This window comes from Micromonospora parastrephiae, from assembly GCF_016802865.1.
In the GTDB taxonomy this organism is placed as follows: Bacteria; Actinomycetota; Actinomycetes; order Mycobacteriales; family Micromonosporaceae; genus Micromonospora; species Micromonospora parastrephiae.
In genome coordinates this window covers 20,597-42,469 of the sequence record NZ_JAEVHM010000033.1, presented here as the reverse complement: position 1 = coordinate 42,469, position 21,873 = coordinate 20,597, and the positions used below count along the sequence as shown (strand labels likewise).

The 21,873-nt window shown below is 73.1% G+C and carries 23 protein-coding genes and 3 pseudogenes; 12 read left to right on the top strand and 14 right to left on the bottom strand.

Annotated features, from left to right (window positions below; all coding sequences use genetic code 11):
* The 5 genes from JNW91_RS10130 to JNW91_RS10115 form a co-directional block, all read left to right on the top strand.
* Positions 1-854, top strand: an 854-nt coding sequence (locus JNW91_RS10130; RefSeq protein WP_203174621.1) for a glycosyltransferase family 4 protein, incomplete at its 5' end; no start/stop codon positions are given.
* 111 nt (positions 855-965) lie between these two features.
* The gene (locus JNW91_RS10125) at positions 966-1,313 is read left to right on the top strand and encodes an ArsR/SmtB family transcription factor (RefSeq protein ID WP_203174620.1); all 348 of its coding nucleotides are present in this window, start codon (positions 966-968) and stop codon (positions 1,311-1,313) included.
* Positions 1,310-1,756 carry an SRPBCC family protein gene (locus JNW91_RS32105; RefSeq protein WP_238424700.1) on the top strand — a complete coding sequence of 149 codons (447 nt, stop codon included), beginning with the start codon at positions 1,310-1,312 and terminating at the stop codon, positions 1,754-1,756. The genes JNW91_RS10125 and JNW91_RS32105 overlap by 4 nt, the downstream gene beginning before the upstream one ends.
* An 11-nt stretch (positions 1,757-1,767) precedes the next feature.
* Complete coding sequence (locus tag JNW91_RS32100) at positions 1,768-2,124, top strand: nuclear transport factor 2 family protein (RefSeq protein ID WP_238424699.1); 357 nt, start codon at positions 1,768-1,770, stop codon at positions 2,122-2,124.
* 52 nt (positions 2,125-2,176) lie between these two features.
* On the top strand, positions 2,177-2,821 hold the full coding sequence (locus JNW91_RS10115) for a maleylpyruvate isomerase N-terminal domain-containing protein (protein ID WP_203174619.1): 645 nt from the start codon (positions 2,177-2,179) through the stop codon (positions 2,819-2,821).
* A gap of 563 nt (positions 2,822-3,384) precedes the next feature.
* Here JNW91_RS10115 and JNW91_RS10110 read toward each other — a convergent pair.
* The 4 genes and pseudogenes from JNW91_RS10110 to JNW91_RS10095 all read right to left on the bottom strand — a co-directional run bounded on the left by JNW91_RS10110 (position 3,385) and on the right by JNW91_RS10095 (position 8,438).
* Entirely contained in the window at positions 3,385-4,668 is a 1,284-nt protein-coding gene (locus JNW91_RS10110) for a citrate synthase (protein WP_203174618.1), read from the bottom strand.
* A 174-nt stretch (positions 4,669-4,842) separates the two neighbouring features.
* A pseudogene (locus JNW91_RS10105) lies at positions 4,843-6,854 on the bottom strand (sulfatase-like hydrolase/transferase).
* On the bottom strand, positions 6,847-8,271 hold the full coding sequence (locus JNW91_RS10100; protein ID WP_203174617.1) for a methyltransferase: 1,425 nt from the start codon (positions 8,269-8,271) through the stop codon (positions 6,847-6,849). The pseudogene JNW91_RS10105 and the gene JNW91_RS10100 overlap by 8 nt, the downstream one beginning before the upstream one ends.
* 17 nt (positions 8,272-8,288) lie before the next feature.
* A complete protein-coding gene (locus tag JNW91_RS10095; RefSeq protein WP_167517342.1) occupies positions 8,289-8,438 on the bottom strand; it encodes a hypothetical protein in 150 nt (49 codons plus the stop codon).
* 193 nt (positions 8,439-8,631) lie between these two features.
* On the opposite strand from JNW91_RS10095, the gene JNW91_RS10090 reads away from it, so the two are divergent.
* On the top strand, positions 8,632-9,498 hold the full coding sequence (locus JNW91_RS10090; protein WP_203174616.1) for an arginase family protein: 867 nt from the start codon (positions 8,632-8,634) through the stop codon (positions 9,496-9,498).
* 16 nt (positions 9,499-9,514) lie between these two features.
* Here the strand turns inward: JNW91_RS10090 and JNW91_RS10085 are convergent.
* From JNW91_RS10085 to JNW91_RS10075, 4 genes and pseudogenes are all read right to left on the bottom strand, one after another.
* Positions 9,515-10,597, bottom strand: a pseudogene (locus JNW91_RS10085) (sensor histidine kinase); the annotation flags it as partial.
* Between the two features lie 232 nt (positions 10,598-10,829).
* Positions 10,830-11,019 (bottom strand): annotated as a pseudogene (locus JNW91_RS33915) (two-component sensor histidine kinase); the annotation flags it as partial.
* On the bottom strand, positions 10,997-11,737 hold the full coding sequence (locus JNW91_RS10080) for a response regulator transcription factor (protein ID WP_407664302.1): 741 nt from the start codon (positions 11,735-11,737) through the stop codon (positions 10,997-10,999). The gene JNW91_RS10080 and the pseudogene JNW91_RS33915, both read right to left, overlap by 23 nt.
* A 103-nt stretch (positions 11,738-11,840) precedes the next feature.
* Positions 11,841-12,071 carry a hypothetical protein gene (locus JNW91_RS10075; protein WP_203174614.1) on the bottom strand — a complete coding sequence of 77 codons (231 nt, stop codon included), beginning with the start codon at positions 12,069-12,071 and terminating at the stop codon, positions 11,841-11,843.
* Between the two features lie 199 nt (positions 12,072-12,270).
* On the opposite strand from JNW91_RS10075, the gene JNW91_RS10070 reads away from it, so the two are divergent.
* From JNW91_RS10070 to JNW91_RS10060, 3 genes are all read left to right on the top strand, one after another.
* Positions 12,271-13,209, top strand: a complete 939-nt coding sequence (locus JNW91_RS10070; protein WP_203174613.1) for a serine/threonine-protein kinase — start codon at positions 12,271-12,273, stop codon at positions 13,207-13,209.
* A gap of 69 nt (positions 13,210-13,278) precedes the next feature.
* Positions 13,279-13,704, top strand: coding sequence for an OsmC family protein (locus tag JNW91_RS10065; protein WP_203174612.1), 426 nt, complete (start codon positions 13,279-13,281; stop codon positions 13,702-13,704).
* A 309-nt stretch (positions 13,705-14,013) separates the two neighbouring features.
* On the top strand, positions 14,014-14,862 hold the full coding sequence (locus JNW91_RS10060) for a hypothetical protein (protein ID WP_203174611.1): 849 nt from the start codon (positions 14,014-14,016) through the stop codon (positions 14,860-14,862).
* A 21-nt stretch (positions 14,863-14,883) separates the two neighbouring features.
* On the opposite strand, the gene JNW91_RS10055 is transcribed toward JNW91_RS10060, so the two are convergent.
* The 4 genes from JNW91_RS10055 to JNW91_RS10040 form a co-directional block, all read right to left on the bottom strand.
* Positions 14,884-15,378, bottom strand: coding sequence for an ATPase (locus JNW91_RS10055; protein WP_203174610.1), 495 nt, complete (start codon positions 15,376-15,378; stop codon positions 14,884-14,886).
* Between the two features lie 118 nt (positions 15,379-15,496).
* Positions 15,497-15,943, bottom strand: a complete 447-nt coding sequence (locus JNW91_RS10050) for a response regulator (RefSeq protein WP_203174609.1) — start codon at positions 15,941-15,943, stop codon at positions 15,497-15,499.
* Positions 15,944-16,011: 68 nt separating this feature from the next.
* The gene (locus tag JNW91_RS10045) at positions 16,012-16,359 is read right to left on the bottom strand and encodes an STAS domain-containing protein (RefSeq protein WP_203174608.1); all 348 of its coding nucleotides are present in this window, start codon (positions 16,357-16,359) and stop codon (positions 16,012-16,014) included.
* 238 nt (positions 16,360-16,597) lie between these two features.
* Positions 16,598-16,912, bottom strand: coding sequence for a hypothetical protein (locus JNW91_RS10040; RefSeq protein ID WP_203174607.1), 315 nt, complete (start codon positions 16,910-16,912; stop codon positions 16,598-16,600).
* Between the two features lie 201 nt (positions 16,913-17,113).
* On the opposite strand from JNW91_RS10040, the gene JNW91_RS10035 reads away from it, so the two are divergent.
* The 3 genes from JNW91_RS10035 (at position 17,114) to JNW91_RS10025 (ending at position 20,199) form a co-directional block, all read left to right on the top strand.
* Positions 17,114-18,088 (top strand): DUF2267 domain-containing protein, encoded by a 975-nt coding sequence (locus tag JNW91_RS10035; RefSeq protein ID WP_203174606.1) that lies wholly within the window; start codon positions 17,114-17,116, stop codon positions 18,086-18,088.
* Positions 18,089-18,168: 80 nt separating this feature from the next.
* Positions 18,169-18,957 carry a spermidine synthase gene (locus JNW91_RS10030; RefSeq protein ID WP_203174605.1) on the top strand — a complete coding sequence of 263 codons (789 nt, stop codon included), beginning with the start codon at positions 18,169-18,171 and terminating at the stop codon, positions 18,955-18,957.
* A 69-nt stretch (positions 18,958-19,026) separates the two neighbouring features.
* On the top strand, positions 19,027-20,199 hold the full coding sequence (locus tag JNW91_RS10025) for an AI-2E family transporter (protein WP_309244306.1): 1,173 nt from the start codon (positions 19,027-19,029) through the stop codon (positions 20,197-20,199).
* Here JNW91_RS10025 and JNW91_RS10020 read toward each other — a convergent pair.
* Together JNW91_RS10020 and JNW91_RS10015 are read right to left on the bottom strand one after the other, a co-directional pair.
* On the bottom strand, positions 20,170-21,471 hold the full coding sequence (locus tag JNW91_RS10020; RefSeq protein ID WP_203174604.1) for an NAD(P)/FAD-dependent oxidoreductase: 1,302 nt from the start codon (positions 21,469-21,471) through the stop codon (positions 20,170-20,172). The two genes, JNW91_RS10025 and JNW91_RS10020, sit on opposite strands and share 30 nt — an antisense overlap.
* A gap of 59 nt (positions 21,472-21,530) precedes the next feature.
* On the bottom strand, positions 21,531-21,863 hold the full coding sequence (locus JNW91_RS10015) for a CU044_2847 family protein (RefSeq protein ID WP_203174603.1): 333 nt from the start codon (positions 21,861-21,863) through the stop codon (positions 21,531-21,533).
* Positions 21,864-21,873: the final 10 nt, after the last annotated feature.

Below are 21,873 nucleotides of genomic sequence, written 5' to 3'. Positions count from 1 at the left end.
ACCGCACCATCCACGGCGTCGAACAATGGCTCAGCAACGAATCCGGCCGGGTCATCGTCTGCTCCGGATACATGCGCGACCAGGTGAACGCCCTGTTCGGCGTACCGGCCGGACGGGTCGACGTGGTCGCCAACGGCGTGGAGCCGCACCGCTGGCGGGTGCCGGCACGCGCGGTGGCCGCCGCCCGCGCCCGGTTCGCCGGCGACGGCCCGCTGGTCACCTTCGCCGGCCGCCTGGTGTACGAGAAGGGTGTCCAGCACCTGATCGCCGGTCTGCCCCGGCTGCGCGAGCGGCACCCCGGGCTGCGCGCGGTGATCGCCGGCGACGGCCCGTACCGCGCCGAGCTGGAGGCCGAGGTGCACCGCCGTGGGCTCGGCGGCATGGTCACCATGCCGGGCTTCCTGGGCGGCACCGACCTGCCGGCGCTGATGGCCGCGTCCGACTGCTTCGCGGTGCCGAGCATCTACGAGCCGTTCGGCATGGTGGCCCTGGAGGGCGCCGCGGCCGGCGCGCCCCTGGCCGTCGCCGCCACCGGCGGCCTCGCCGAGATCGTCGAGCCGGGCGTCACCGGGATGACCTTCCAGCCGCACGACCCGGACGGGCTCACCGAAGCCGTGCACGCGCTGCTGTCGGACTCCGACCGCGCCCGCGTGATGGCCCGCCGTGCCCGCCGGATGGTCCACGACCAGTACGGCTGGGCGGCCATCGCGCAGCGCACCGCCGCCAGCTACGCCGCCGCCATCGCCACCGACGCCGCGTTCACCGCCGAGCGGGCCGAGCGGCGCATGGCCCACGGGCGGGGCCTCCCGGCGCTTCCCGAGGGCAACCTGCTCGCCGCCGCCGGCCTGCGCTGACCGCTCCGTTTCACCGACGTCGGGGTGTCCCTGTTCTGGGACGCCCCGACGTCGGCCGTTGATACGCAAACCATCGCTTGCGCAAACGGGTGTTTGCGCTAGGGTGGGCCCGTGCCCTCCTCGCTCGCGGCGCCCGTCCCGAACCTCGACGCGGCCTTCGCCGCCCTCGGCGACCCCGTCCGCCGCGCCCTGGTGGCCCGTCTCGCGCAGAGCGACGCCACGGTGGGCGAGCTGGCCGCACCGTTCGACCTGACCCCGCAGGCGATCTCCCACCACGTCGGCGTCCTGCGCCGGTGCGGCCTGGTCGAGCAACGACGCGAGGGCACCAAACGTCCCTGCCGGCTGCGCGCCGATCAGCTGTCCCTGCTCGGCGGGTGGATCGACGAGCAGCGCCGAGCCTGGGACGACCGGCTCGACGCTCTGGAACGGCACCTCACCGACGGCGAAGCGGCCCGATGAGCGCCGGCGCGCGGTTGCGCGGCGACGAGCTGATTGCCCGACGCCACTTCCGGGCGAGCCCGGAGCGGGTCTGGGCCGCCTTCACCTCGCCGGCGAGCATCGCGGCGTTCTGGGGCGGTTCGCACGCCACCGTGCCCGCCGAATCGGTGACCGTCGACCTGCGTCCCGGCGGCGAGTTCACGCTCGTCACCCGCGCGCCGGACGGCGCGACCCGCCCGCTCCGCTTCGTCTACGTGAGCGTCGCCGCCCCTCACCAGCTCGTGTTCGACGAACCCGTCACCGGGCTCCGCACGACCGTCACGGTCCAGCCCGCCGGCGATGGCGTGGATCTCACCGTCCACCAGCGTCGGCTTCCCCCGGAGCTGCGCAGCGCCCAGGCCGCCGACGGGCTCGGCTCGATCCTCGACGCCCTCGCCGCGCACCTCGACGAGACAACACCCTGATGGAGAACGCCATGACGCAGACGACCCAACGCGACCTCGTCGCGGAGTACTTCGCCGGATTCCGGACCAGCGACCACGCAAGAATCCTCGCGACCCTCACCGACGACGTCGAGTGGGTCATCCACGGCCACCGCACCACCCGCGGCAAGGCCGAGTTCGACGGCGAGATCGAGAACCCGGCGTTCAGCGGCAGCCCGCAGCTCGACGTCCACTGCGTCCACGAGGACGGCCCGGTCGTCGTCACCACCGGCGAGGGCCGCGGGGTCAGCGTCGAGCACGGGCCGCTCCGATTCGCCTTCAACGACCTGTTCACGTTCCGCGACAATCTCATCGCCCGCGTCGACTCGTACGTCGTCCCGCTGCCCTGACCTCGGGCCTGCGAGGTCGGCGGCGGCCTGCCCGGCCTGTCAGAATGTGCGGATGTCTCGTCCTGCCGATTCCCTGGACTCCTCCTTCCCGCTTGCCGCCTCGATCGCGCTGGACCTGATCCGGCGGCCCGAGGTGTCCGAGCAGTGGTCGAACCCGAGTGCCCTGCCGCACATGTCCGTGGGAGCCCTGGCGTGCCACCTGGGACGTCAGGCGGTGCGGGCGGCTGAACTGCTGCCGGCACCCTCCGACCTGCCCACGCTGGAGACCGCGGACAGCCACTACGAGCGGGCCGCCTGGGTCACCGAGGGAACCCCGGACGAGGAGTCGGTCGCCGCGGGCCCGGACGAGGCCGACGCGCTACGCGGACCAGCGGACCTGCACGCCCGCTCCGCCCGCGCGCTGGACGAGGTCAGCGACCTGCTGTCGCGAGGCGCCGCCCGCGACGTCGTGCCGATCCCGTGGCAGGGCTGGTCCCTGCGACGCGGCGAATTCCTGCTCACGCGCCAACTGGAGATCGTCGTGCACTCCGACGACCTCGCGGTCAGCGTCGGCGTGCCCACGCCGGTGTTCCCGGCGGAGGTCTTCGACCCGGTGCGCGACCTGCTGGTTCGGCTCGCCGTACGTCGGCACGGCCAGTCCGCGCTGATCAGCGCGTTGAGCCGCACCGAGCGGGCGCGCGACATCTCCGCCTTCTGACGCCCCGACGTCGGGCGCGGCTCGCCGGTGCTCCGGCGGCCAACGGCTCGCCGGGTGTCCCGGCTGCCGCCCGCCTACCCTTCCCCCTCTTTAGGAGGCAGGCCCTGTAGACCTGCCCCAGAAATGGGGCGGCGGCGGCCACCGGAGAGCGAGCGGAGGCCGTGTCGGCGGTGTCGGTCGGGGAAGCCGCCCAAAGGCTGGGACGGTCGGTTGATCGACTCCGTTTCGCCGACATCGGGGTGTCCCCCCGCGCGGGATACCCCGATATCAGCGATGTCGAGTCGATCATCGACGGGCCGGCCGCCCGACCGACGGCGCGGCCCACAACCGACACCGCGGCCCACAACCGACACCGCGGCCCCACAACCGACACGGCCGCCCCACATGCGGGGCAGCTCTACAGGGGCGAGGACAGGGACCCGGAGTGAGGTTGGGTGAGCCGCAGGCCGGGTGAGCCGCAGGCCGGGTGGGTCGCCGCCCGCCCGGCCGGTAAGGCCGCAGGCCGCAGGCCGCCGACCCGAGAGGGGTCGACGGCCTGTCGGCGTGCTGCGAAAAAGCGGAGGTCAGCGCTCGGCGAAGGGGACGTAGTCCCGCTCGGCGGCGCCGACGTAGACCTGCCGCGGACGGCCGATCTTGGTCTCCGGGTCGTTGATCATCTCGCGCCACTGGGCGATCCAGCCGGGCAGCCGGCCGAGCGCGAACAGCACCGTGAACATCTTCGTGGGGAAGCCCATGGCCTTGTAGATCAGGCCGGTGTAGAAGTCCACGTTCGGGTAGAGCCGGCGGGAGACGAAGAAGTCGTCGGCGAGCGCGATCTCCTCCAGCTCCATGGCGATGTCCAGCAGCGGGTCCGGCTTGGCCATCCGGCCCAGCACGTCCTGCGCGGCCTTCTTGACGATCGCCGCCCGCGGGTCGTAGTTCTTGTAGACCCGGTGGCCGAAGCCCATCAGCTTGACGCCGTCCTCCTTGTTCTTGACCTTGCGGACGAAGGAGCGGACGTCGTCGTCGCCGGCCTGGATCTGCTGGAGCATCTCCAGCACCGCCTGGTTGGCGCCGCCGTGCAGCGGGCCGAACAGCGCGTTCACGCCGGCGGACACCGAGGCGAACAGGTTGGCGTTGCTGGAGCCCACCAGCCGGACGGTCGACGTGGAGCAGTTCTGCTCGTGGTCGGCGTGCAGGACGAAGAGCATGTCCAGCACCTTCGACGTCACCGGGTCGACCTCGTACGGCTCCGCCGGCACGCCGAAGGTCATCCGCAGCAGGTTGTCCACGTACCCCAGCGAGTTGTCCGGGTAGAGCAGCGGCTGCCCGATGGACTTCTTGTACGCGTACGAGGCGATGGTGGGCACCTTCGCCATGAGCCGGACCGTGGAGATCTCCACGTGCTCGGAGTCGAACGGGTCCAGGCTGTCCTGGTAGAAGGTGGAGAGCGCGCTCACCGCCGACGACAGCACGGCCATCGGGTGGGCGTCGCGGGGGAAGCCCTCGAAGAAGCGGCGCATCTCCTCGTGCAGCAGCGAGTGCCGCCGAATCCACTCGGTGAACTCGGTCAGCTGCTGCTCGGTCGGCAGCTCACCGTAGATGAGCAGGTACGAGACCTCCAGGAAGGAGGACTTCTCGGCCAGCTGCTCGATCGGGTATCCCCGGTAACGCAGGATCCCCGCGTCGCCGTCGATGTAGGTGATCGCGGATGAGGCAGCGGCGGTGTTGACGAAACCGGGGTCGTACGTCGTCATCCCGGTTTCCTTCAGCAGCTTGCTCACCCCGATACCGGCGGGGCCCTCGACCGCGGGATGTACCGGCATCGACAGCTGCCCACCGGGGTGATCGAGCTTGACTTCCGTCATGTGGTTCCTCGCTTCGCCGGCAGATCTACGTTGAATTGCCTTCGCTTCTACCGTAATTGCGGCTCGGGGGACAACGGCCGCCGTGGTTCGGCGGTGAGGTCTGCGTCACCCGATTCCCGACCGGATGGTCGGGAAACCCTGTTCCCGGTGGGCGGGACCGGGTTCCGGGCAGGCTCAGGACAGCGCGAGGCGTCGCAGCGTACCGTCCCCCGCGACCTGGTAGACGTCCAACTGGTTGGTGCCGGCGCGGAACAGCCGGTCGTCGGCGAGCAGGGCGGCGAACCGGCGTCCACCGGGATCGGGTGGCACCACCGGGACGACCGCCCCGATCCGGCCGTTGACCGCCACCGCCAGCAGCGCGCCGTCCGGTATCCGGTCCGGAACGTCGCCCCAGACCAGTGCCGGGAGGGTGCCGGTGTCCGGGTCCGTCGACCGGAACGCGGCCAGGTCGGCCACCCGCGCGTTGCCCTCCGTCGCGCCGGCGCGGACCTCCGTGCCGACTAGGGGGTGTGGCGTCGGCAGCGGCGGCGGGGCGGGCACACCGCCGGGGAAGGTGACCGGTTCGCCGGGCCGGTCGTAGAAGTGCTTCGTACCGTCGGTGCGCGGCGTCTGCCGGGCGGATCGGCCGTCGACCCGCCAGGGCAGGCGGATGCCGGCCTCGTCGGCGACGGTCGGCAGCAGGTCGACGTGTTCCCAGTTGCGGTCGTCCACCCGGCCGGTCTGCTGCCGGGGCTCCTTGACGAACATCGGCACCCACGCGACCTCGCCGGCGGCGGCCTTGATGGCGTCCATGCCCCGCCCCTGGGCGCCCGGGTGGAAGCTCACCCCGTGGTCGGCGGTCACCACCACGAGGGCCTGGTCGAAGAGGCCGCTGGCGCGCAGCGTCCGCAGCGTCTCGCCGATCAGCCGGTCGGTGTAGCCGAGCTGCGCGAGGTGACGTTGCCGGGCCAGGTCGACCCAGCCGGCGCCGTCGTTGGGCAGGTCCTCCGGGGCGTCGTAGCGCGCGCCGGACGGCAGGTACGCCCACGGCGAGTGCGGCATCAGCAGGTGCAGGAAGTGCAGGACGGGTCGGGGTTCGGGTTTCAGCCCGGCCAGGAAGGTGGTGAACCGGGCGGGCTGGTTGTCGTCGAGGCTGTCCCAGCGGAACTTCGGGTCGGCCGGCACCGGCTCGGCGGCGTCCAGGCCGGCCTCGGCGCGGGTCTTCTCCCGGTAGGAGTCCTCCGGGTCGACCCGGCTGGGTGTCGGCCCTGCGACCTGCCCGAGCAGCTTGCCGGTCTCCCGTACCAGCACGCCGAGGCCCTGTTCGGGGGCGACGGGTTGTTCGCAGCGGCTGGGCGGGCAGAGCCGGGTGATGCTCTCCTCGGCGCGGATGTCGTACAGGCCGCCGAAGGCGGTGAAGATGTTGTCCGGGTACTGCGAGTAGTGCGGGGCCACCGGCCGCGCCGGGTAGCGGCCGGTGAGCATTGCCGGCAGCGCGTTGGGCGTCCAGCCGCTGACGCCGGTGGCGTTGCGGTACCAGGTCGAGGCGCCGGCCAGCTCGGCGAAGTTCGGGTACCGGGCCGCGTCGATGCGCCCGTCGGCGCCGAGCAGGCTGACCAGCGGCAACTCGTCGAGGATCACCATGACCACCGGCGGGTGCACGCCCGTACCCTGCGCGGTCCCGGCCGCGCCGGTGTCGCCGCGCGGCAGCACGACCGCCGAGGTGGGTGAGACGAACAGGAAGAGGGCCACGAAGGCCACCGGTCCGGCGGCGGCCAGCCGCAACACCCGACCGGGCGCCCGCCACCGCCGGTGCGCGGCCGCACCGGCCGCGCCGGCCAGACCGGCGACGAGCAGCAGGGGTACGCCCCGAAGCGGCGTCACGTGCCGGCCCACCTGCACGGCGAGGGCGGCCAACAGCAGCCCGACCAGCCCGGTGTGGGTGCTGGCCCGGACGACACGGCCGGCAAGTCGGCTGAGGACGCCGAGCAGCGCCACCGCGACGGTGGGCGCCACCGCCACCAGGGCCGTCAGCAGCAGGATCTGCCCCGGGCCGCGCGGTGGAACAGGAAGAAGTCGGGGCTGCGACCCAGCACGTCCAGCAGCGGTTGGGTGACCACCAGCCCGACCAGCGCCACGACCTCCAGCAGGCGGCCCAGCTCACCGCGCCAGCCCCGGTCCCACCGCCGCGCCGCCGGTTCAGTCACCCAGCACCGCCCGGTAGAGGGTTCGGGTGCCCGAGGGCAGCTCCAGACGGTCGGTGATCTGGCCCCGGGCGGCGAGCAGCGCCTCGAACGCGTCACGCCGGTAGTCGGGGAAGAGGCCCTCGGGTTTGTTGGCGAGCAACCGCCGGGCCATCGGGTCCTCGGGGTGGACGAACTCCACCACCACCGTCGCACCCGGCGCGGTCAGCCCGGCCAGCCAGTCGACGACCTCGGGCAGCGGCACGTTGCGTCCGATCGCCAGGTGGTGCACCACCGCGAGGGCGAGCACCGCGTCGGCGTCGGCCCGCTCGGCGAAACCGGCCCGTTCGACGCCCCGCCAGCCGCCGCCGGGTGACGGGTCGGCGAGGTCCAGCACCAGCGGGAGGACGCGGTGCTGCCCCTCGGCGCGCAGCGCCCGGTACAGGTCGTCGACGACGGCCGGGTCCTGCTCGACGGCGACCACGTAGTCGGCGTACGCGGCGGCCAGCCGGGAGTACCGGCCGTCGTTGGCGCCCAGGTCGAGCACCAGACGGGGCCGGGTGCCGGCGGTCAGCGCGGCGGTCACGAACTGTTCCTTGGCCGTCCGGTCCCGCGCGGAGTAACCGCAGGTGCGCTGGTAGTCCGCCCAGTGGCTGTCGGTTGGACGGCGGTCGAGGCGGTGCAGCAGCTTCTCGATGCCACGCACGGTGGACAGCAGCAGTTCGCGGGAGAAGCCGGCGGCGCGCAGTTGGGCGCGTACGTCGGTGGTGCTGGCGGCGGCGTTGCGCTGCTGCATGGCGCCGTGCAGGTGCAGGTGGGTCAGTACGCCGGGGCGCAGCCGGCGGGTCCCGTCGAAGAGCGGCCGGAGCTGCTCGGCCTCGATGCCGTCGACCTGCGCGCGCAGCCACGGCTGGAAGTCCACGCCCAGGTGGGCGGTGAGCAGCAGCGGGTAGAGCACGGTCTGGCAGAACTGCCGGTAGCCGGCCCACGGTTCGCCGTCGCGGACCGGCTCGAACGAGCCGATGTCGATGAAGACGGGCTGGGCGCCGTGCCACTGCACGTTGTAGGCGGAGCCGTCCTTGGTGGTGAAATTGTCGGCGAGCGCCGCCCGCAGGATCTCGGTGTGCAGCAGCGCGGCGTCGCGCAGCATGGTGAAGGACCACTCGTACGGGTGGGAGACGAACGGGATCCGTTCGTGGCGCAGCACCGCGGCCCAGGGGACCCCGGCGGGCACCAGCGTCGGTGGGGCGTCCTCGGTGGCGCAGACCTTGCCCGCGGCAACCAGTGCGGGGAAGAAAGTGCTGGCGGTGAGCGCCCGCCAGTGTTCGGCGGCCTGGGCGTCCAGCCCGCGCAGCACCTCGTCGCCGACGTGGAAGACCCGGTTGGTTGGGTCGCGGAAGGAGGCCGGCTCGGGCCGTACCCGGACGGGCGCGGTCGGCATCGCCGGAACGGACCGGGTCACCGCTGGTCGGTGGGCTGCCGGCGGAACCGGTCGACGAGGCGCCGCCAGTAGAGCTTGGCGGCGACCGCGACGCCGGCGACCCCGCCGACGACCGCCTGCACGATCAGGCTGCCGGACCCCGCGTCCAGGTAGGCCAGATGGATCACCGATCGCTCCTTGTCCTCGCCCGTCTCGACACCGGCGTCCCGGGCGTACAGCGTTGAGGCTTTTGACCCAGAAAGCCGGACTTGTCTGCCACCGTACGCCGATCGTCAGCGCCGTCGCGGGCACATCGGCGTACTCCCAGCCTCGCCACAGAATGTGGCCGGGGCGTCCGTTCCCCGCCGGTACGCTGCGGACGTGCGCTGGACGATCGTGGACGCTCCGCTGGACTCCTCCGGGGCCGGGCGCGGCGAGGAGCGGGCCCCGGCCGCGCTGCGCGGCGCCGGCCTGCTGGACGCCCTGGCCGCCGACGACGGTGGCCGGGTGGACGAGGCGTGGTTGCGCGACAGTGTCCGGGATCCGGCGAGCCGCGTGATCAGTGCCGCCGGCCTGGTCCGCGCCGGCGCGGCCATCACCGCCCGGATCGTGGCGTTGATCGCGGACGGGCGGCGGCCGCTGGTGCTCGGCGGGGACTGCGCCATCCTGCCCGGCATCTGCCGTGCCCTGCCGCCGGCGACGGAGCTGTGGTTCGTCGACGCGCATCCGGACTTCCTCGACGGCGTGACGTCGCCGAGCGGTGAGGCCGCCGACATGGACCTGTCGGTCGTCACCGGGCACGGTCCGGCCGCCGCGATCGGGTGCGACGGCGCGCTGCTCGACCCCGGTCGGGTCCACCTGCTCGGGCACCGCCCGTCGGCCGACGACAGCGGCCGGGTCGAGGCGGCCCGGATCGACCCGGCGATCCACCAGTTGCCCGCCGCCGAGCTGCTGAGCGAGGGCGCCGCGGCGGTCGGGGCCCGGCTGGCCGTCGACGGGGACGGGCCGGCCTGGCTGCACCTCGACCTGGACGCGGTGGACCCGCGCGACCTGCCGGCGGTGACCTATCCCGAGCCGGACGGGCTGCGCTGGCCGGACCTGATCGCGCTGGTCACGCCACTGGCCCGCGCCGACCGGCTGCTCGGCGTGAGCGTGACGGACCTGAACGTCGACGAGGACCCCGACGGGCGCCACACGCGACGCGTCGTCGAGGTCCTCGCGGAGGTGCTGGGCTCCCCCGCCGGCTGACCGGCCGGCGCGCCCCCTATGCGTCAGCTGTGGGATTCGGCAGCCGGACGGTGAACACGGTCCGTCCCGGTCGGCTGTCCACCGCGACGGTGCCGTGGTGGGCCTCCACCACCGCCGCCACGATGGCCAGGCCGAGGCCGGTGCTGCCGTGCGCCCGGGACCGGGAGCTGTCGCCGCGGGCGAACCGCTCGAACAGCTCCGGTCGCAGCTGGGCCGGCACGCCCGGCCCGTCGTCGGCGACGGCGAGCACGGCGGCGTCGCCCTGGACGCTCAGCGTGGTGGTCACCGTCGTGCCCGGTGGGGTGTGCACACGGGCGTTGGCCAGCAGGTTCGCCACCACCTGGTGCAGCCGGGCGGCGTCGCCGGGCACCCGGATCACCACCTTCGGCAGGTCCAGCTGCCAGTGGTGTCCGGGGCCGGCGACGTGGGCGTCGCTGACCGCGTCGACCACCAGGGCGGTCAGGTCGACCGGTTCGACCGCGAGCGGTCGGCCGGTGTCGAGGCGGGCCAGCAGCAGCAGGTCGTCGACGAGACTGGTCATCCGGGTGCTCTCGGACTCGACGCGGCGCAACGCGTGCGCCACGTCGGCGGGGACCTCGTCGCGGCCGCGTCGGGCAACCTCGGCGTACCCCCGGATCGCCGCCAGGGGCGTGCGCAGCTCGTGGCTGGCGTCGGCGACGAACTGGCGTACCCGGGTCTCGCTGGCCTGCCGGGCGGCGAGCGCGTCGGCGACGTGGCCGAGCATCCGGTTCAGCGCGGCGCCGACCTGGCCGACCTCGGTACGCGCGTCGGTGTCCTCGGCCGGGACGCGGACGGCGAGGGCCACCTCACCGCGGTCCAGCGGCAGCTCGGTGACCCGGGTGGCGGTGGCGGCCATCCGGCTCAGTGGACGCAGCGTGGCGCGGACGATCAGCGCGCCGGCGGCTCCTGCGATGACCAGCCCGACGGCGGCCACCGCGGCCTGGGCGGCGACCATCCACCAGACGGTCTCCTGGACGCCGGACAGCGGGATCGCGACGACGCGTACCCGGCCGTCCCAGTACTGCCGGGCCACGGCCCGGTAGTCGCCGCGGGCGCCGAGGTCGACGGTGCGGGGGGCGACGCCGACCGGGAGGTCCGCCAGTGTGGCGATCTCCCCGACCGGGACGGACTGCTCGTCGGGGAACGGATCGTCGCTGGACGGGCTGTTGGTCAGGGTTCGCGCGCTCGTCACCCGGCCGTTGGTGATCACGGCGACCACCGTGCCGGACGGCGAGCCGGGTGGGACGGCCGGTCCGCTACCCGGGAAGGCCGGCGGCCCGGACGCTCACCCCGCATGGCCGTCGCGGGCGCCAGTTGGGCGTCGAGCCGGTCGATCAGGAAGTGCCGCAACGCGATGGTGGTCAGCCCGCCGATGGCGACGCTGACGACGGCGAGCAGCGCGACCAGGGCGAGCACCAGTCGGGTACGCAGCGACCGGCCGGCCAACCACCGGCGGGCGGCGCGCACCGGTCGCCGGTTACTCGGCGGGTTTGAGGACATAGCCCGCGCCGCGCAACGTGTGGATCATCGGTGCCCGGCCGGCGTCGATCTTCTTGCGCAGGTACGAAATGTACAGCTCGACCACGTTGGCCTGGCCACCGAAGTCGTAGTTCCAGACCCGGTCGAGGATCTGCGCCTTGCTGAGCACCCGGCGCGGGTTGCGCATCAGGTAGCGCAGCAGCTCGAACTCGGTCGCGGTGAGGGTGACGAGCTGGCCGTCCCGGCGTACCTCGTGGCTGTCCTCGTCGAGGCTGAGGTCGCCGACGGTGAGCACCGCGTCCTCCCGGGCGGCGACCGCGAAGCCGGAGCGGCGCAGCAGCGCCCGCAGCCGGGCGATCACCTCCTCCAGGCTGAACGGCTTGGTGACGTAGTCGTCGCCGCCGACGGTCAGGCCGGCGATGCGTTCCTCGACCGCGTCGCGGGCGGTCAGGAAGAGCACCGGCACGGTGGGGGCGTGCTCGCGCAGCCGGCGCAGCACCTGGAAGCCGTCCAGGTCGGGCAGCATCACGTCGAGCACCACCGCGTCGGGTTGGAACTGCCGGGCGGTGCTCAGCGCCGCCATGCCGTTGCCGGCGCTGCGCACCTGCCAGCCCTCGTAGCGCAGCGCCATCGACAGCAGGTCGGTCAACGTCGCCTCGTCGTCGACCACCAGCACCCGCACCGGCTCGCCGTCGGGGCGACGCAGCTCGATCCGACCCGACGCGACCTGCCCGTCCATGACCATGCCCCCCATCGTGGGCGTGGCACCTGTGCTCCGCCCCTGCGGCACCTGTGTGCCAGCTGTGCGGCCGGGCCGGCGGCCGGTGCGCGTCACCGCCGGTTCACTCGGACACCCCGAACGCGTCGGTGCGGACGAACCGCATGCTCCAGCCGCCCAGACCGTCGGGCTGGCCGCGTTCGTAGAGGTGGTCGGGGCCGGGCTGCACCGGGCCGGTGCCGTCCGGATGCCGCATGATCCAACGCCGCGGCGGGGTGCCGTCCGGCTCGGCCGGCACCTGGCGAACCAGGCCGTCCGCGGGCCCGCCGACGAAGCGTACGGTGACCTCGCTCATCGCGGCGCCCCCTCGGTGACCGTGCCGGCACGCTGGGTGAGCCGACCCTGGCTCGCAAACTACCGCACCCACCGTCGGCCCGCAGCGGGGTACGGCGGGAACGGCCGAGCGCGATCCCCTCTCCGGTTTGCCCAGCTTGGAGCCCGGGTACCGCGAATCGAAGCACCCGCGTGGGGCGGGTCGGGGCGAGGAGTGGTCGATGCGCACGCTGGACGGGCGGTACCGGCTCGAACAGCGCATCGGTGTCGGCGGGATGTCTGAGGTGTGGCAGGCCCACGACCAGGTGTTGGACCGGCCGGTCGCGGTGAAGCTGATCGTGCCCGGCCGGGACGGGCAGCACGACCCGGTGGAGCGTATCCGCGCGGAGGCCCGCTCGGCGGCCCGTCTGGTGCACCCCAACGTGGCGAGCGTGCACGACTTCGGCACCTCCTCCACACTGCCCGGTCGCCTGGTGCCGTACATCGTCATGGAACTCGCCGAGGGCGAGACACTCGCCGCGCACCTGCGGGCCGGTCCGCTGGACTGGCGGATCTCCACGCGGGTGTGCGCGGAGGTCGCCGCGGCGCTGGCCGCCGCGCACGCCAGCGGCATCGTGCACCGCGACGTGAAGCCGGCCAACGTCATGCTCACCCCGGCCGGGGTGAAGGTGCTCGACTTCGGCATCGCCACCCCGGCCGGCGCACCGGACCCGATGCCGGAGGGGATGCTGATGGGCACCCCGGCGTACCTGGCGCCCGAGCAGCTCGACGGCGCGCCGGCCACCCCGGCGGCCGACATGTACGCCCTCGGGGTGCTGCTCTACTACTGCCTCACCAGCCGCCTGCCGTACCGGGCGGACAGCACCAGCGAGCTGCTCGGGGCGCGTCGACGCCGCCCGCCGGACCGGCTGCCCGAGATCGACGGGCTGCCGCCGGAGGTGGCGGAGCTGTGCCACTCCTGCCTGGCCGACGACCCGGCGCAACGCCCGACCAGCCTGGTCGCCGCGCTGCTGCTGGCCGAGGCCGTGGACGCCCGGGTGTACGTGCCCATGCTGGTGCCGAGCGCCCGTGAGCCGGCTCCGACGTCGCCGTGGACCGAGCGGGCGGCGATGGAGGCCACCGAGGCCGTGGCGGTCACCGACGGGCGGGACGGTCGCTGACCGGGGCGCTCGCGGCGTTTCGCCGGGCCGCGGCCGGGTAGCCGGGCCGTGAGCGACGGGAGAAACGCGATGCCGGATCAGAGTTCCTGGCTGCGTGAGGCCACCGCGACCGCCGAGGGCGGTCACGTACGCACCGACGATGGCGGGCTCTCCACCGCGCTGGCTTCACCGCTGGCGCCGCACTGCACCGGGTTGACTCCGGAGCAGTTGTTGGCGGCCGCCTTCGCGTCCTGCCTGCACCACGCGGCGGTGGAGGTGGCCGGGGAGATCACCGACGAGGCGCACACCGTCCAGGTGCGGGCGGAGGCGAAGCTGGGACGCGACAACGACGGCCTCTACCGGGCCGACGTGCACGCCGAGATCTCCTCGGCCGGTCTCAGTCGGGATCAACTCGCCCACCTGGTCGAGTACGCCGATCGGCTCTGGCCGTTCTCCAGCGGTGACAACAGTCGGCACCGGCTGACCGTGACGCCGGCGGAGAACGGCCGCCACTGATCCGGTCACGCCGGTGGCGGGTCAGCGTCCGGTCGGCCCCGCATAGGGGCGAGCGGTGCTCGGTCGTTGGGATGAGCCACCATCCGTCGAACGGGTGATGGTGGCGGAACGCCTCGGATCGGGGTCGGGGCTGGACTGAGTGACCTCATTTCGTCGGGCCAATCGGAAATACCCGTCTGGCCCGATCGGCGAGGTTGCATCCCGTTGCGCGATCTTTGCCCCTTATCGCGGTCACGATCAGGGCAAATTGTGGCGCATGCCACCCTACGGACCAATGGCTTCGGGCACCCGGGTCTTTAACCTCGTCGGGTGCATCCCGACGAACCCGCCGACCATAAGCTGACCGACGCGCGCCCGACCACCCTCTTGGGCGACGCCGCATCAACCGAACGGACGATCGGCCGTCACCGGGCCCTCGAACCGCCCCGCCGGAGCCTGCTGGGCTCGACCCCGGTCCGGGTGGCCCTGGCCACCGGTGTCACCTGCTGCCTCGGCCTGGCCGCCGTGGTCACGGCCCGGGGCAGCGAGGACAACGCCCGCCCCGTGGAGCCGCTCGCCGAGGCGGTCGCCGACCGCGCCGCCATCGCCGATGACCGCGCCTCCCGCTCGCTGGACCGCGACGTCGCACCCGCCCGGGTCACCCCCAGCCCGGTGGCGACGCCCACCCCCAGCCGCCCGGCGGTACGCAAGGCCCCGAAGAAGCCGGTCAAGCCACGCCGACCACGCCCGGTCGCCGGCCTCGACCAGGCCCAGATGGACAACGCCAAAATCATCGTCGACGTCGGCCTGGAGATGAAGATGCCGCGTCGCGCCCTGGTCGTCGCGCTGTCCACGGCGATGCAGGAGAGCAACCTCTACAACCTGGCCAGCGACGTGCTGCCCGAGTCGGCGCAGTACCCGAACCAGGGCAGCGGCTCCGACCACGACTCGGTCGGGCTGTTCCAGCAGCGGCCCAGCAGCGGCTGGGGCACGGTGGCCGAACTGATGCGCCCGTCGTACGCCGCCCGAGCCTTCTACTCGGCGCTCAACGAGATCCCGGGCTGGCAGGACATGAGCGTCACCGCCGCCGCGCAGTCGGTGCAGATCTCCGCCTACCCCGACGCGTACGCCCAGCACGAGGAGCGGGCCACCACCGTCGCGACAGCCCTCGCCACCTGAGCCGCACCATGCGCGCGGCGCCTACCGGGTCGCCGGTACGCCCGTTCCGGCGGCCGCCGTCGGGGTGTCTTCGGGCACCGGCTCGGCGGTCGCAGCATCGTCGACCGTCACCCCGGTGAGGATCTCGTCCGCCCGCGTCGCACGCCGCCGGCGGGCGTGCAGCGACGCCTCGAACTCGCGGCGGGCCTGCACGGCCTCGGCGTACGCCCGCTCGCGCACCTGCCGCGCCTCGGCGCGGGCCTGGTCCAGCTCGAAGCGTGCCTGGGCCAGGATCTCGGCCGCCTCACGACGCACCGCGTCCCCGGCGTGCCGGGTCACCGCGGCGTCGCCCAGATCCAGCCGCTGGAGCAGGCCGCTGAGCCAGGTCGCCTCCTCGCGGATCTCGTCCCACTCCCGCGCGGCCCCTGCCGCGCTCTCCGCCCGCGCGGCGAGCCGCGCCAGGCGGATCCCCAGCTCGTCCAGGCAGGAGTCCACCTGCCGCTGGTCGTAACCGGTCTCAACGACGGAGAACCTCATGACTGTCGCCCCCCAGGCAGCTGCTGTTACTTCCCCACTGGATCCTCGACCGCGACGACAGCGACCGAGGGGGTTCGGGAAAAATGGTCAGCATCCGAGGGTGCGGGCGCGGCTCGGATCAGAGGCGCTTGGGCAGGACGACCACCCGTCCGAAGAACTCGTCGATGCGGCGCACCACGTCGTTGAAGTCGTCCAGGTCGATCGGCTTGGTGACGTACGCGTTGGCCTGCAGCGTGTAGCTGCCGACGATGTCGGTGTCCGCGTTGGAAGTGGTCAGCACCACGATCGGGATGGTGCGCAGGTCCTCGTCCTGCTTCACGGCGCCGAGCACCTGCCGCCCGTCCATCCGGGGCATGTTCAGGTCCAGCAGGATGACGTCGGGGCGTCGCGCCTGCTCGTGGCGGCCCTCGGCGCGAAGGAACTCCATCGCCTCCTCGCCGTCGCTGACCACGTCGATGACCTTGTCGACGTCCGAGTCCGCCAACGCTTCCTCGATCATCAGCACGTCACCCGGGTCGTCGTCGACCACCAGGATGCGTACCGGCTGCGGGCTGTCTGCGCCCATCACTACCTGCCTCGGGTCGGCGGAGACGGGACCTCACGGTCACCGCGTTGGCGGGGAAATCTAGCCCATCAGGGGGCGCTGTGGGACGCCGGGTCGAGAGTGTCCGGTTCGTAGCGCAACACGTCGGCCAGACCGGTGACCTGCAACACCCGCTCGACGCGACCACTGGCACCGGTGACCCGCAACCAGCCGCCCTCGGCCGCGGCCCGGTTGTCCCCCCGGACGAACACGGCCATCCCGGTGGAGTCGCAGAACGTGAGGTCGGTGAGGTCGAGCAGCACCCGGCTCTCGCCAGCCTCGCTGAGCCGGTCGATCGCGGCGGTCAGCTCGGGGGCCGTGCTCAGGTCCAGTTCACCGGCGAGTCGCAGGCAGGCGCTACCGCCGTCGCGCCCGGCGTACCTGACGCTGAACGTCACCGTTCCCCCCTCGCTCCACCGCTGGGGTGGGACGTTTGCAGTGCGGCAAGTATACGCAGGGGCACGTCGCCGGCCGCAGGGCGAGGTGATCAACAGAGCCGCCGGTCGGACGTCCAGCGGGGGCGCGGGACTCGGCCGCGGCCGCACCCGGCCGGCTCAGCGCGAGCGTGCGCCGCGCGCGGGAGGTGCGGGGGTGGCCCCCGACCCTGGGACCTGGGGTCGGGGGCCGGAGGAATGTCTAGGGTGCCGTCAGGGGCTGGAGCCGGGGCCTGTCGTCGCGCGGCTCGCCGATCGGCGTCGCGTCGACGTCGTCGGGAGCACCCGAATCGGGCGTCTGATACAGGTAGCGGACGAAATCCCCACCCGCCTCGTTGTCGTCCGCGCCCGGCCACTGGCCGATACAGTCCATGCCGACCACCTCGCGGCCGGTTCCGTCGGCCTCCTCCAGCAACGCCCACAGGCTCACCGGGTAGCACCGGGTGGCATCGGGCGTGAGCTGCCAGCGGGCGTACCAGCCGGGTCGGGCGGGGATGATCTCGACGATCCGCTTCATGACGACCTTCCTTCCGCGTACCTCGGAAGAACTCCGGTCCTGAGCCGATCGTGCGCCAGGTGCGGGTGAACACCCCTCACCCGTGGCGGATGAAGCCCGTCGACGCCCCGCCGGCCCGGCCGGCAGCGTCCGTTTCGGCTCCCGGGACGGCGGGAAGGCGACGGACGCAGCCACGATCCCCAGCGGAAGGGGTGTCACGCCATGCGCAAGCAGATGGAGGGCGACAACCAGCGACGCCGGACGCTGGCCCGGCAGGCCCGCGAGCAGGGTCGCCAGCCCAGCGAGATCGGCGCCAGCCTGAGCGCGTCCAAGCAGATCACCAGCCTGGACCAGGGCAAGCGGGCCGGCCCGGCGCCGGCCGGACAGCACAAGCAGGACTCCACGCGCGGCGGACCAGCCCCGCCCGCGGTCGGAACCCCGGACAATCCTCGACCGCAGCCGTCGGCCAGGAACGGCGCGGCCGGGGTGAGCAGCGTCGGCTACCACGACCTCGTCGACGAGGTGGGGCGCCGGGCCGGAGTGGACTTCAAGACGGCCAAGGTCGGCGCCGAGGCGACCGTCCTGGTCCTGGCCTTCGCCCTGGACGCGGCGGAGCGGCAGATGTTGCTCGACGCGGTGCCGAACTCACTGCACGACGTGTTGCCCGTCGATGGCGTCGAGCGGCACCGTGACCTGCCCGGCTTCCTGGCCGAGGTGGGCCGGATCAGCGGCCGCACCCCGGAGCAGGCCCGCTACCAGGCGGAGGCGACGCTCGCCGCGCTCGCCGACCAGGACGGCGACCTCGTCGAGTCGCTGCACGTACCCGATGGCCTGCGCGAGTTGCTGGACCCGCCGGAGGCCGGCGGCGGCATCGTCGGCGCCTCCACCACCACACCCAGACTGGACGCGGGCCAGGTCGAGGCGGCGCTGGACGACCTGCCGTACTGGGCCGGTGACAGCGACGGCCTGTACCGCGTGGTCGCGTTGCCACCGGACAACCTGGACCGGGTGCTCGACCGGCTCGACCGGTTGCGCCAGGAGACCGGACGCGCCCCGAGCATCGGTCGCCCCGGCGGCACGGCCGCCGTGCTGACCGTACGGACCAACCAGGCCGACGGGGTCACCGCGCTCGACGTGGACCTCGCCCACCGGATCGACGACGCGATCGACGAGGTGGGCGCGGGGATGGCCGGCTGACCGGCCAGCGCGGCGTACCACGGCCGGCGGACGCGGGGCAGGCCCCCGCGCCGCCGGCCCGCTCGGCTAGCGTGCCGGTCATGAACCGCGCCGCCGACCGGCTGGAGCTGGTGACCGATCCGGTCCGCCGGACCGGGCGGACCCTGCTCTCCGCCGGCGTCGAGCAGTCGTACGTGGACGTCGAGGATCCGCGGCACCTGCACTTCGAGTACGTCCGGCGGATCGCCGCCGCGGCGGAGCTGGCGGCACCGGCGGGCACCCCACTGGACGTCCTGCACCTGGGCGGGGGCGCGTTGACGTTGCCCCGCTGGCTGGCGGCCACCCGGCCCGGCTCCGCGCAGCGGGTCGTCGAACGGGACGCGGCGGTGGTCGAGCTGGTCGCCCGGGAGCTGCCGCCGCTGCCGCCCGAGGTGCGGGTGGAGGTCGCCGACGCCCGGGAGGCGATCACCGCCACGCCGACGGCCAGCTACGACCTGGTGATCGCCGACATCTACCGGGCGGCGCGGATGCCCCGGCACGTCCGTACCGTGGAGTTCGCCGCGCAGGTGGCCCGGACGCTGCGCCCGGACGGCCTGTACCTGGTCAACGTCACGGATCTGCCGCCGCTGGTCGGCACTCGTGTGCAGGTGGCCACCCTGCGGGCGACCTTCGGCGACGTGTGCGTGCTCGGTGACCGGCGGATGCTGCGTGGGCGGCGCTACGGCAATCTGGTGCTCGCCGCGACGCCGCGGCCCGGCGGGCTGCCGGTCGGCAGGCTGGCCGTGGCCGCCCTGCGCGACCCGGTGCCCGGCGGTCTGCTGCACGCCAGCGCCCTCGACATGTTCGTCGCGGGCGCCCGACCCGTCAGCGACGACGAAGACGCCCGCTGACCGACGAGTCGTCCCCTCCTCACCGGGGATGCCGGGTTTCCGACGGCGAGGGCGGGGAAGGCCGCGCGGGTGAGTGCTGCCGACGATCGGGTGACCGCCCGCCGAACGCTGATCGTGATCGGCCTGGTGCTGGCCACGGCGTTCGCGCTGGCCTTCGTGTACGCGACCCGCCGGGTGCTGGTGTGGGGCGTGGTGGCCGCCTTCTTCGCCGTCGCTCTCAAACCCCTCGTGGACCGGCTGCAACGCCGGCTCGTGCGGCGCCGGGCGCTCGCCACGCTGCTCGTGTTCCTCGCCGCTCTCGCGGTGCTGGCGATCCTGGCCGCCGTCATCGTGGTGCCGCTGCTCACCGAGCTGGGCCGGTTCGCCGACCGGGCCCCGGAGCTGCTGCGCGACGCACGTGCCGGCCGTGGCCCCCTGGGGGAGATGCTGGAGCGCACCGGCGCGCGTCGCTACGCCTCCGAGCACTCCGACCAACTGCGCGACCTCGGCAGCCGGCTGCGCCAGCCCGCGGTCGGGGTGCTGCGCGGCGTCGTGGAGACCGTGGCCGGGCTGCTCACGGTCGTCGTGTTGGCGTACCTCATGGTGTTGGAATCGCCACGGATCACCGGCGGTCTGCTCGCGGCGGCCGGGGACGGTCAGGGCGAACGGTTGCGCCGGGTGGGGCGGGAGGTGTCGCGCAGCGTCACCGGCTACCTCACCGGCAACCTGCTGATCAGCGTGATCTGCGGCGCCCTGACCTACCTGGTGCTGGCCCTCACCGGGGTGCCCTTCGCCGCCGTGATCGCCCTGCTGGTGGCGGTGGCCGATCTGATCCCGCTGGTCGGCGCCACCATCGGCGCGGTGATCGCGGCCGGTGCGGGTTTCCTGCACTCCCCCACCGCCGGCGTGGTGGTGCTGGTCTTCTTCGTGGTCTACCAGCAGGTCGAGAACCACCTGCTCCAGCCCCTCATCCTGTCCCGTGCGGTCCGGCTCAACCCGCTGACCGTGCTGGTCAGCGTGCTGCTCGCGGCGGAGCTGGCCGGCCTGCTGGGCGCGTTGCTGGCCATCCCCGCCGCCGGCATCGTCCAGACGCTGCTGCGTGAGTACGGGCCGAGCCGGTTGCGCCGGACCGGCCTGCGCCACCCGGCCGTCCCGACCGACCCAGCGGTCCCCAGCGACCCAGCCGTCCCGGACCGCCCGGCCGTCCCGGACCGCCCAGCGGGCCGGGACCGCTCAGCGGGCCCGGGCCGCGACCTCGGGTGAGGTGCTCTCCAACGGGACCGCGGTCGCCGGAACAAGCCCCAGCTGGACCGCCGACCGGGTCAGCGCGGCGTCCAACGCCCAGTCGGCACCCACGCGGGTGCGGTTTCCCGGCATCGCCATCAGGTGGTACGCCCGGGTGACCGTCTTGGCGGGCAGCCCGGCCAGGTTGACGTGCAGAGGGTTCGCCGCCGCGTCCTTGCCGCCCAGGTCGACCACCCAGCCCAGGTCGTGATGCTTGTACGGCTTGCGCCGGCCGAAGCCGTACGACGCGGCGATGTTGTGCGCGACGCGCTTGCCCTGCCGCTGCGCGTGCTGCGCCGTCATCCCGCAGATCTGCCCCGGATTGACCAGGTCGGGCACCGCGGCGGCGTCGCCGCAGGCGAACACCTCCGGGTAGCCGGGAACGTTGAGGAACTCGTCGGTCACCAACCGGCCCCGGTCGGTGCGCAGGCCCAGCTCGTTGACGAACGGGTCGGGCCGCACCCCCACGCACCACACGAGGGTGCAGGTGGGCACGTACTCGCCGTCGGTGAGTTTCACGCCGTCGCAGGTCGCCTCCGCCACGGAGGTGCCCATCCGGACGTCCACCCCACGCCTGTTGAGCACCTTGTGCGAGGTGTCCGACATCCGCTTGTCCAGCTCCGGCAGCACCCGGGGCGCGACGTCGAGCAGCATCCAGCGGGGACGGACGGTCAGCCGGGGCCGCTGGGCGTGCAGCGCGTCGGTGAACAACTGCCCGTGCGCGGCGACCTCGGTGCCGGTGTAGCCCGCGCCGACCACCACGAACGTGGACCGGGCCTGCTGCTCGGCCGGATCCTCAGCCTGCTCGGCCAGCTCGATCTGCCGGACGATGTGGTCATGCAGGTAGACCGCCTCGGGCAGCCCGCGGAAGCCGTGCGCGTACTCGGTCACCCCGGGGATGGGCAGCAGCTTGTTGACGCTGCCCACGGCGAGCACCAACCGGTCGTACGCCAGCCGGTTCTTGTCCCCCTCCGGCTGCGTGAAACCGACCCAGCGGTTCTGCAGGTCGACGTGGTCCGCCTCGCCGATCACCACCCGTACACCCTTGAGCGTCCCGGTCAGCGGCACGGCGATCCGTTTGGGTTCGACCACCCCGGCGGCCACCTCGGGCAGCAGCGGCAGGTACAGGAAGTAGTCGGTGGAGTTCAACACCACGATCTCGGCCCGATCCTTGGCGATCCGGCTCAACGTCTTCGCCGCGTGGTAACCGGCGAACCCGGCCCCCACGATCACCACACGAGGTTTCGTCATTGCGGGCCGTTTCCCGTCGAGGCCCGGGACAAACGTCCAACAGTCGTGGCCGTTGACGGTCAGGTCTGCGGTGTGTCCGGTGACCGGTGCCAGCGGACCGTGACCGTGAGTTGGCCCTGCACACCGGTCCGGGCGATGACCGCACCGGCCTCGGCGGTCAACTGCACCCCGAAGGTGATCTCGACCTCGTCGGGTCGGTGCGCCATCGACTGGAACTGGCCCAGAGCGACGGAGGCGGCGTCGCGAACCTCGGTGAGCGCCCGGTCGAACGTCTCCCGCGCCTCCCGGACCACCTTGCCGGCGGTACCCGCGTGCGTCACACCGGGCCTACCGTCGACCTCGACCACCACCGAGCCGCCACCGTCGAGGTCGAACCTGCGCAGTTCGGTCATCCTTCGTCCC

What these genes read in the sequence shown, in the direction of transcription:
- JNW91_RS32105 (WP_238424700.1), top strand. Translation starts at nt 1,310, where the DNA reads ATGAGCGCCGGCGCGCGGTTGCGCGGCGACGAGCTGATTGCCCGACGC.
- JNW91_RS32100 (WP_238424699.1), top strand. Translation starts at nt 1,768, where the DNA reads ATGACGCAGACGACCCAACGCGACCTCGTCGCGGAGTACTTCGCCGGA.
- JNW91_RS10115 (WP_203174619.1), top strand. Translation starts at nt 2,177, where the DNA reads ATGTCTCGTCCTGCCGATTCCCTGGACTCCTCCTTCCCGCTTGCCGCC.
- JNW91_RS10110 (WP_203174618.1), bottom strand. Translation starts at nt 4,668, where the DNA reads ATGACGGAAGTCAAGCTCGATCACCCCGGTGGGCAGCTGTCGATGCCG.
- JNW91_RS10100 (WP_203174617.1), bottom strand. Translation starts at nt 8,271, where the DNA reads ATGCCGACCGCGCCCGTCCGGGTACGGCCCGAGCCGGCCTCCTTCCGC.
- JNW91_RS10080 (WP_407664302.1), bottom strand. Translation starts at nt 11,737, where the DNA reads ATGGACGGGCAGGTCGCGTCGGGTCGGATCGAGCTGCGTCGCCCCGAC.
- JNW91_RS10075 (WP_203174614.1), bottom strand. Translation starts at nt 12,071, where the DNA reads ATGAGCGAGGTCACCGTACGCTTCGTCGGCGGGCCCGCGGACGGCCTG.
- JNW91_RS10070 (WP_203174613.1), top strand. Translation starts at nt 12,271, where the DNA reads ATGCGCACGCTGGACGGGCGGTACCGGCTCGAACAGCGCATCGGTGTC.
- JNW91_RS10065 (WP_203174612.1), top strand. Translation starts at nt 13,279, where the DNA reads ATGCCGGATCAGAGTTCCTGGCTGCGTGAGGCCACCGCGACCGCCGAG.
- JNW91_RS10055 (WP_203174610.1), bottom strand. Translation starts at nt 15,378, where the DNA reads ATGAGGTTCTCCGTCGTTGAGACCGGTTACGACCAGCGGCAGGTGGAC.
- JNW91_RS10050 (WP_203174609.1), bottom strand. Translation starts at nt 15,943, where the DNA reads ATGGGCGCAGACAGCCCGCAGCCGGTACGCATCCTGGTGGTCGACGAC.
- JNW91_RS10040 (WP_203174607.1), bottom strand. Translation starts at nt 16,912, where the DNA reads ATGAAGCGGATCGTCGAGATCATCCCCGCCCGACCCGGCTGGTACGCC.
- JNW91_RS10035 (WP_203174606.1), top strand. Translation starts at nt 17,114, where the DNA reads ATGCGCAAGCAGATGGAGGGCGACAACCAGCGACGCCGGACGCTGGCC.
- JNW91_RS10030 (WP_203174605.1), top strand. Translation starts at nt 18,169, where the DNA reads ATGAACCGCGCCGCCGACCGGCTGGAGCTGGTGACCGATCCGGTCCGC.
- JNW91_RS10020 (WP_203174604.1), bottom strand. Translation starts at nt 21,471, where the DNA reads ATGACGAAACCTCGTGTGGTGATCGTGGGGGCCGGGTTCGCCGGTTAC.
- JNW91_RS10015 (WP_203174603.1), bottom strand. Translation starts at nt 21,863, where the DNA reads ATGACCGAACTGCGCAGGTTCGACCTCGACGGTGGCGGCTCGGTGGTG.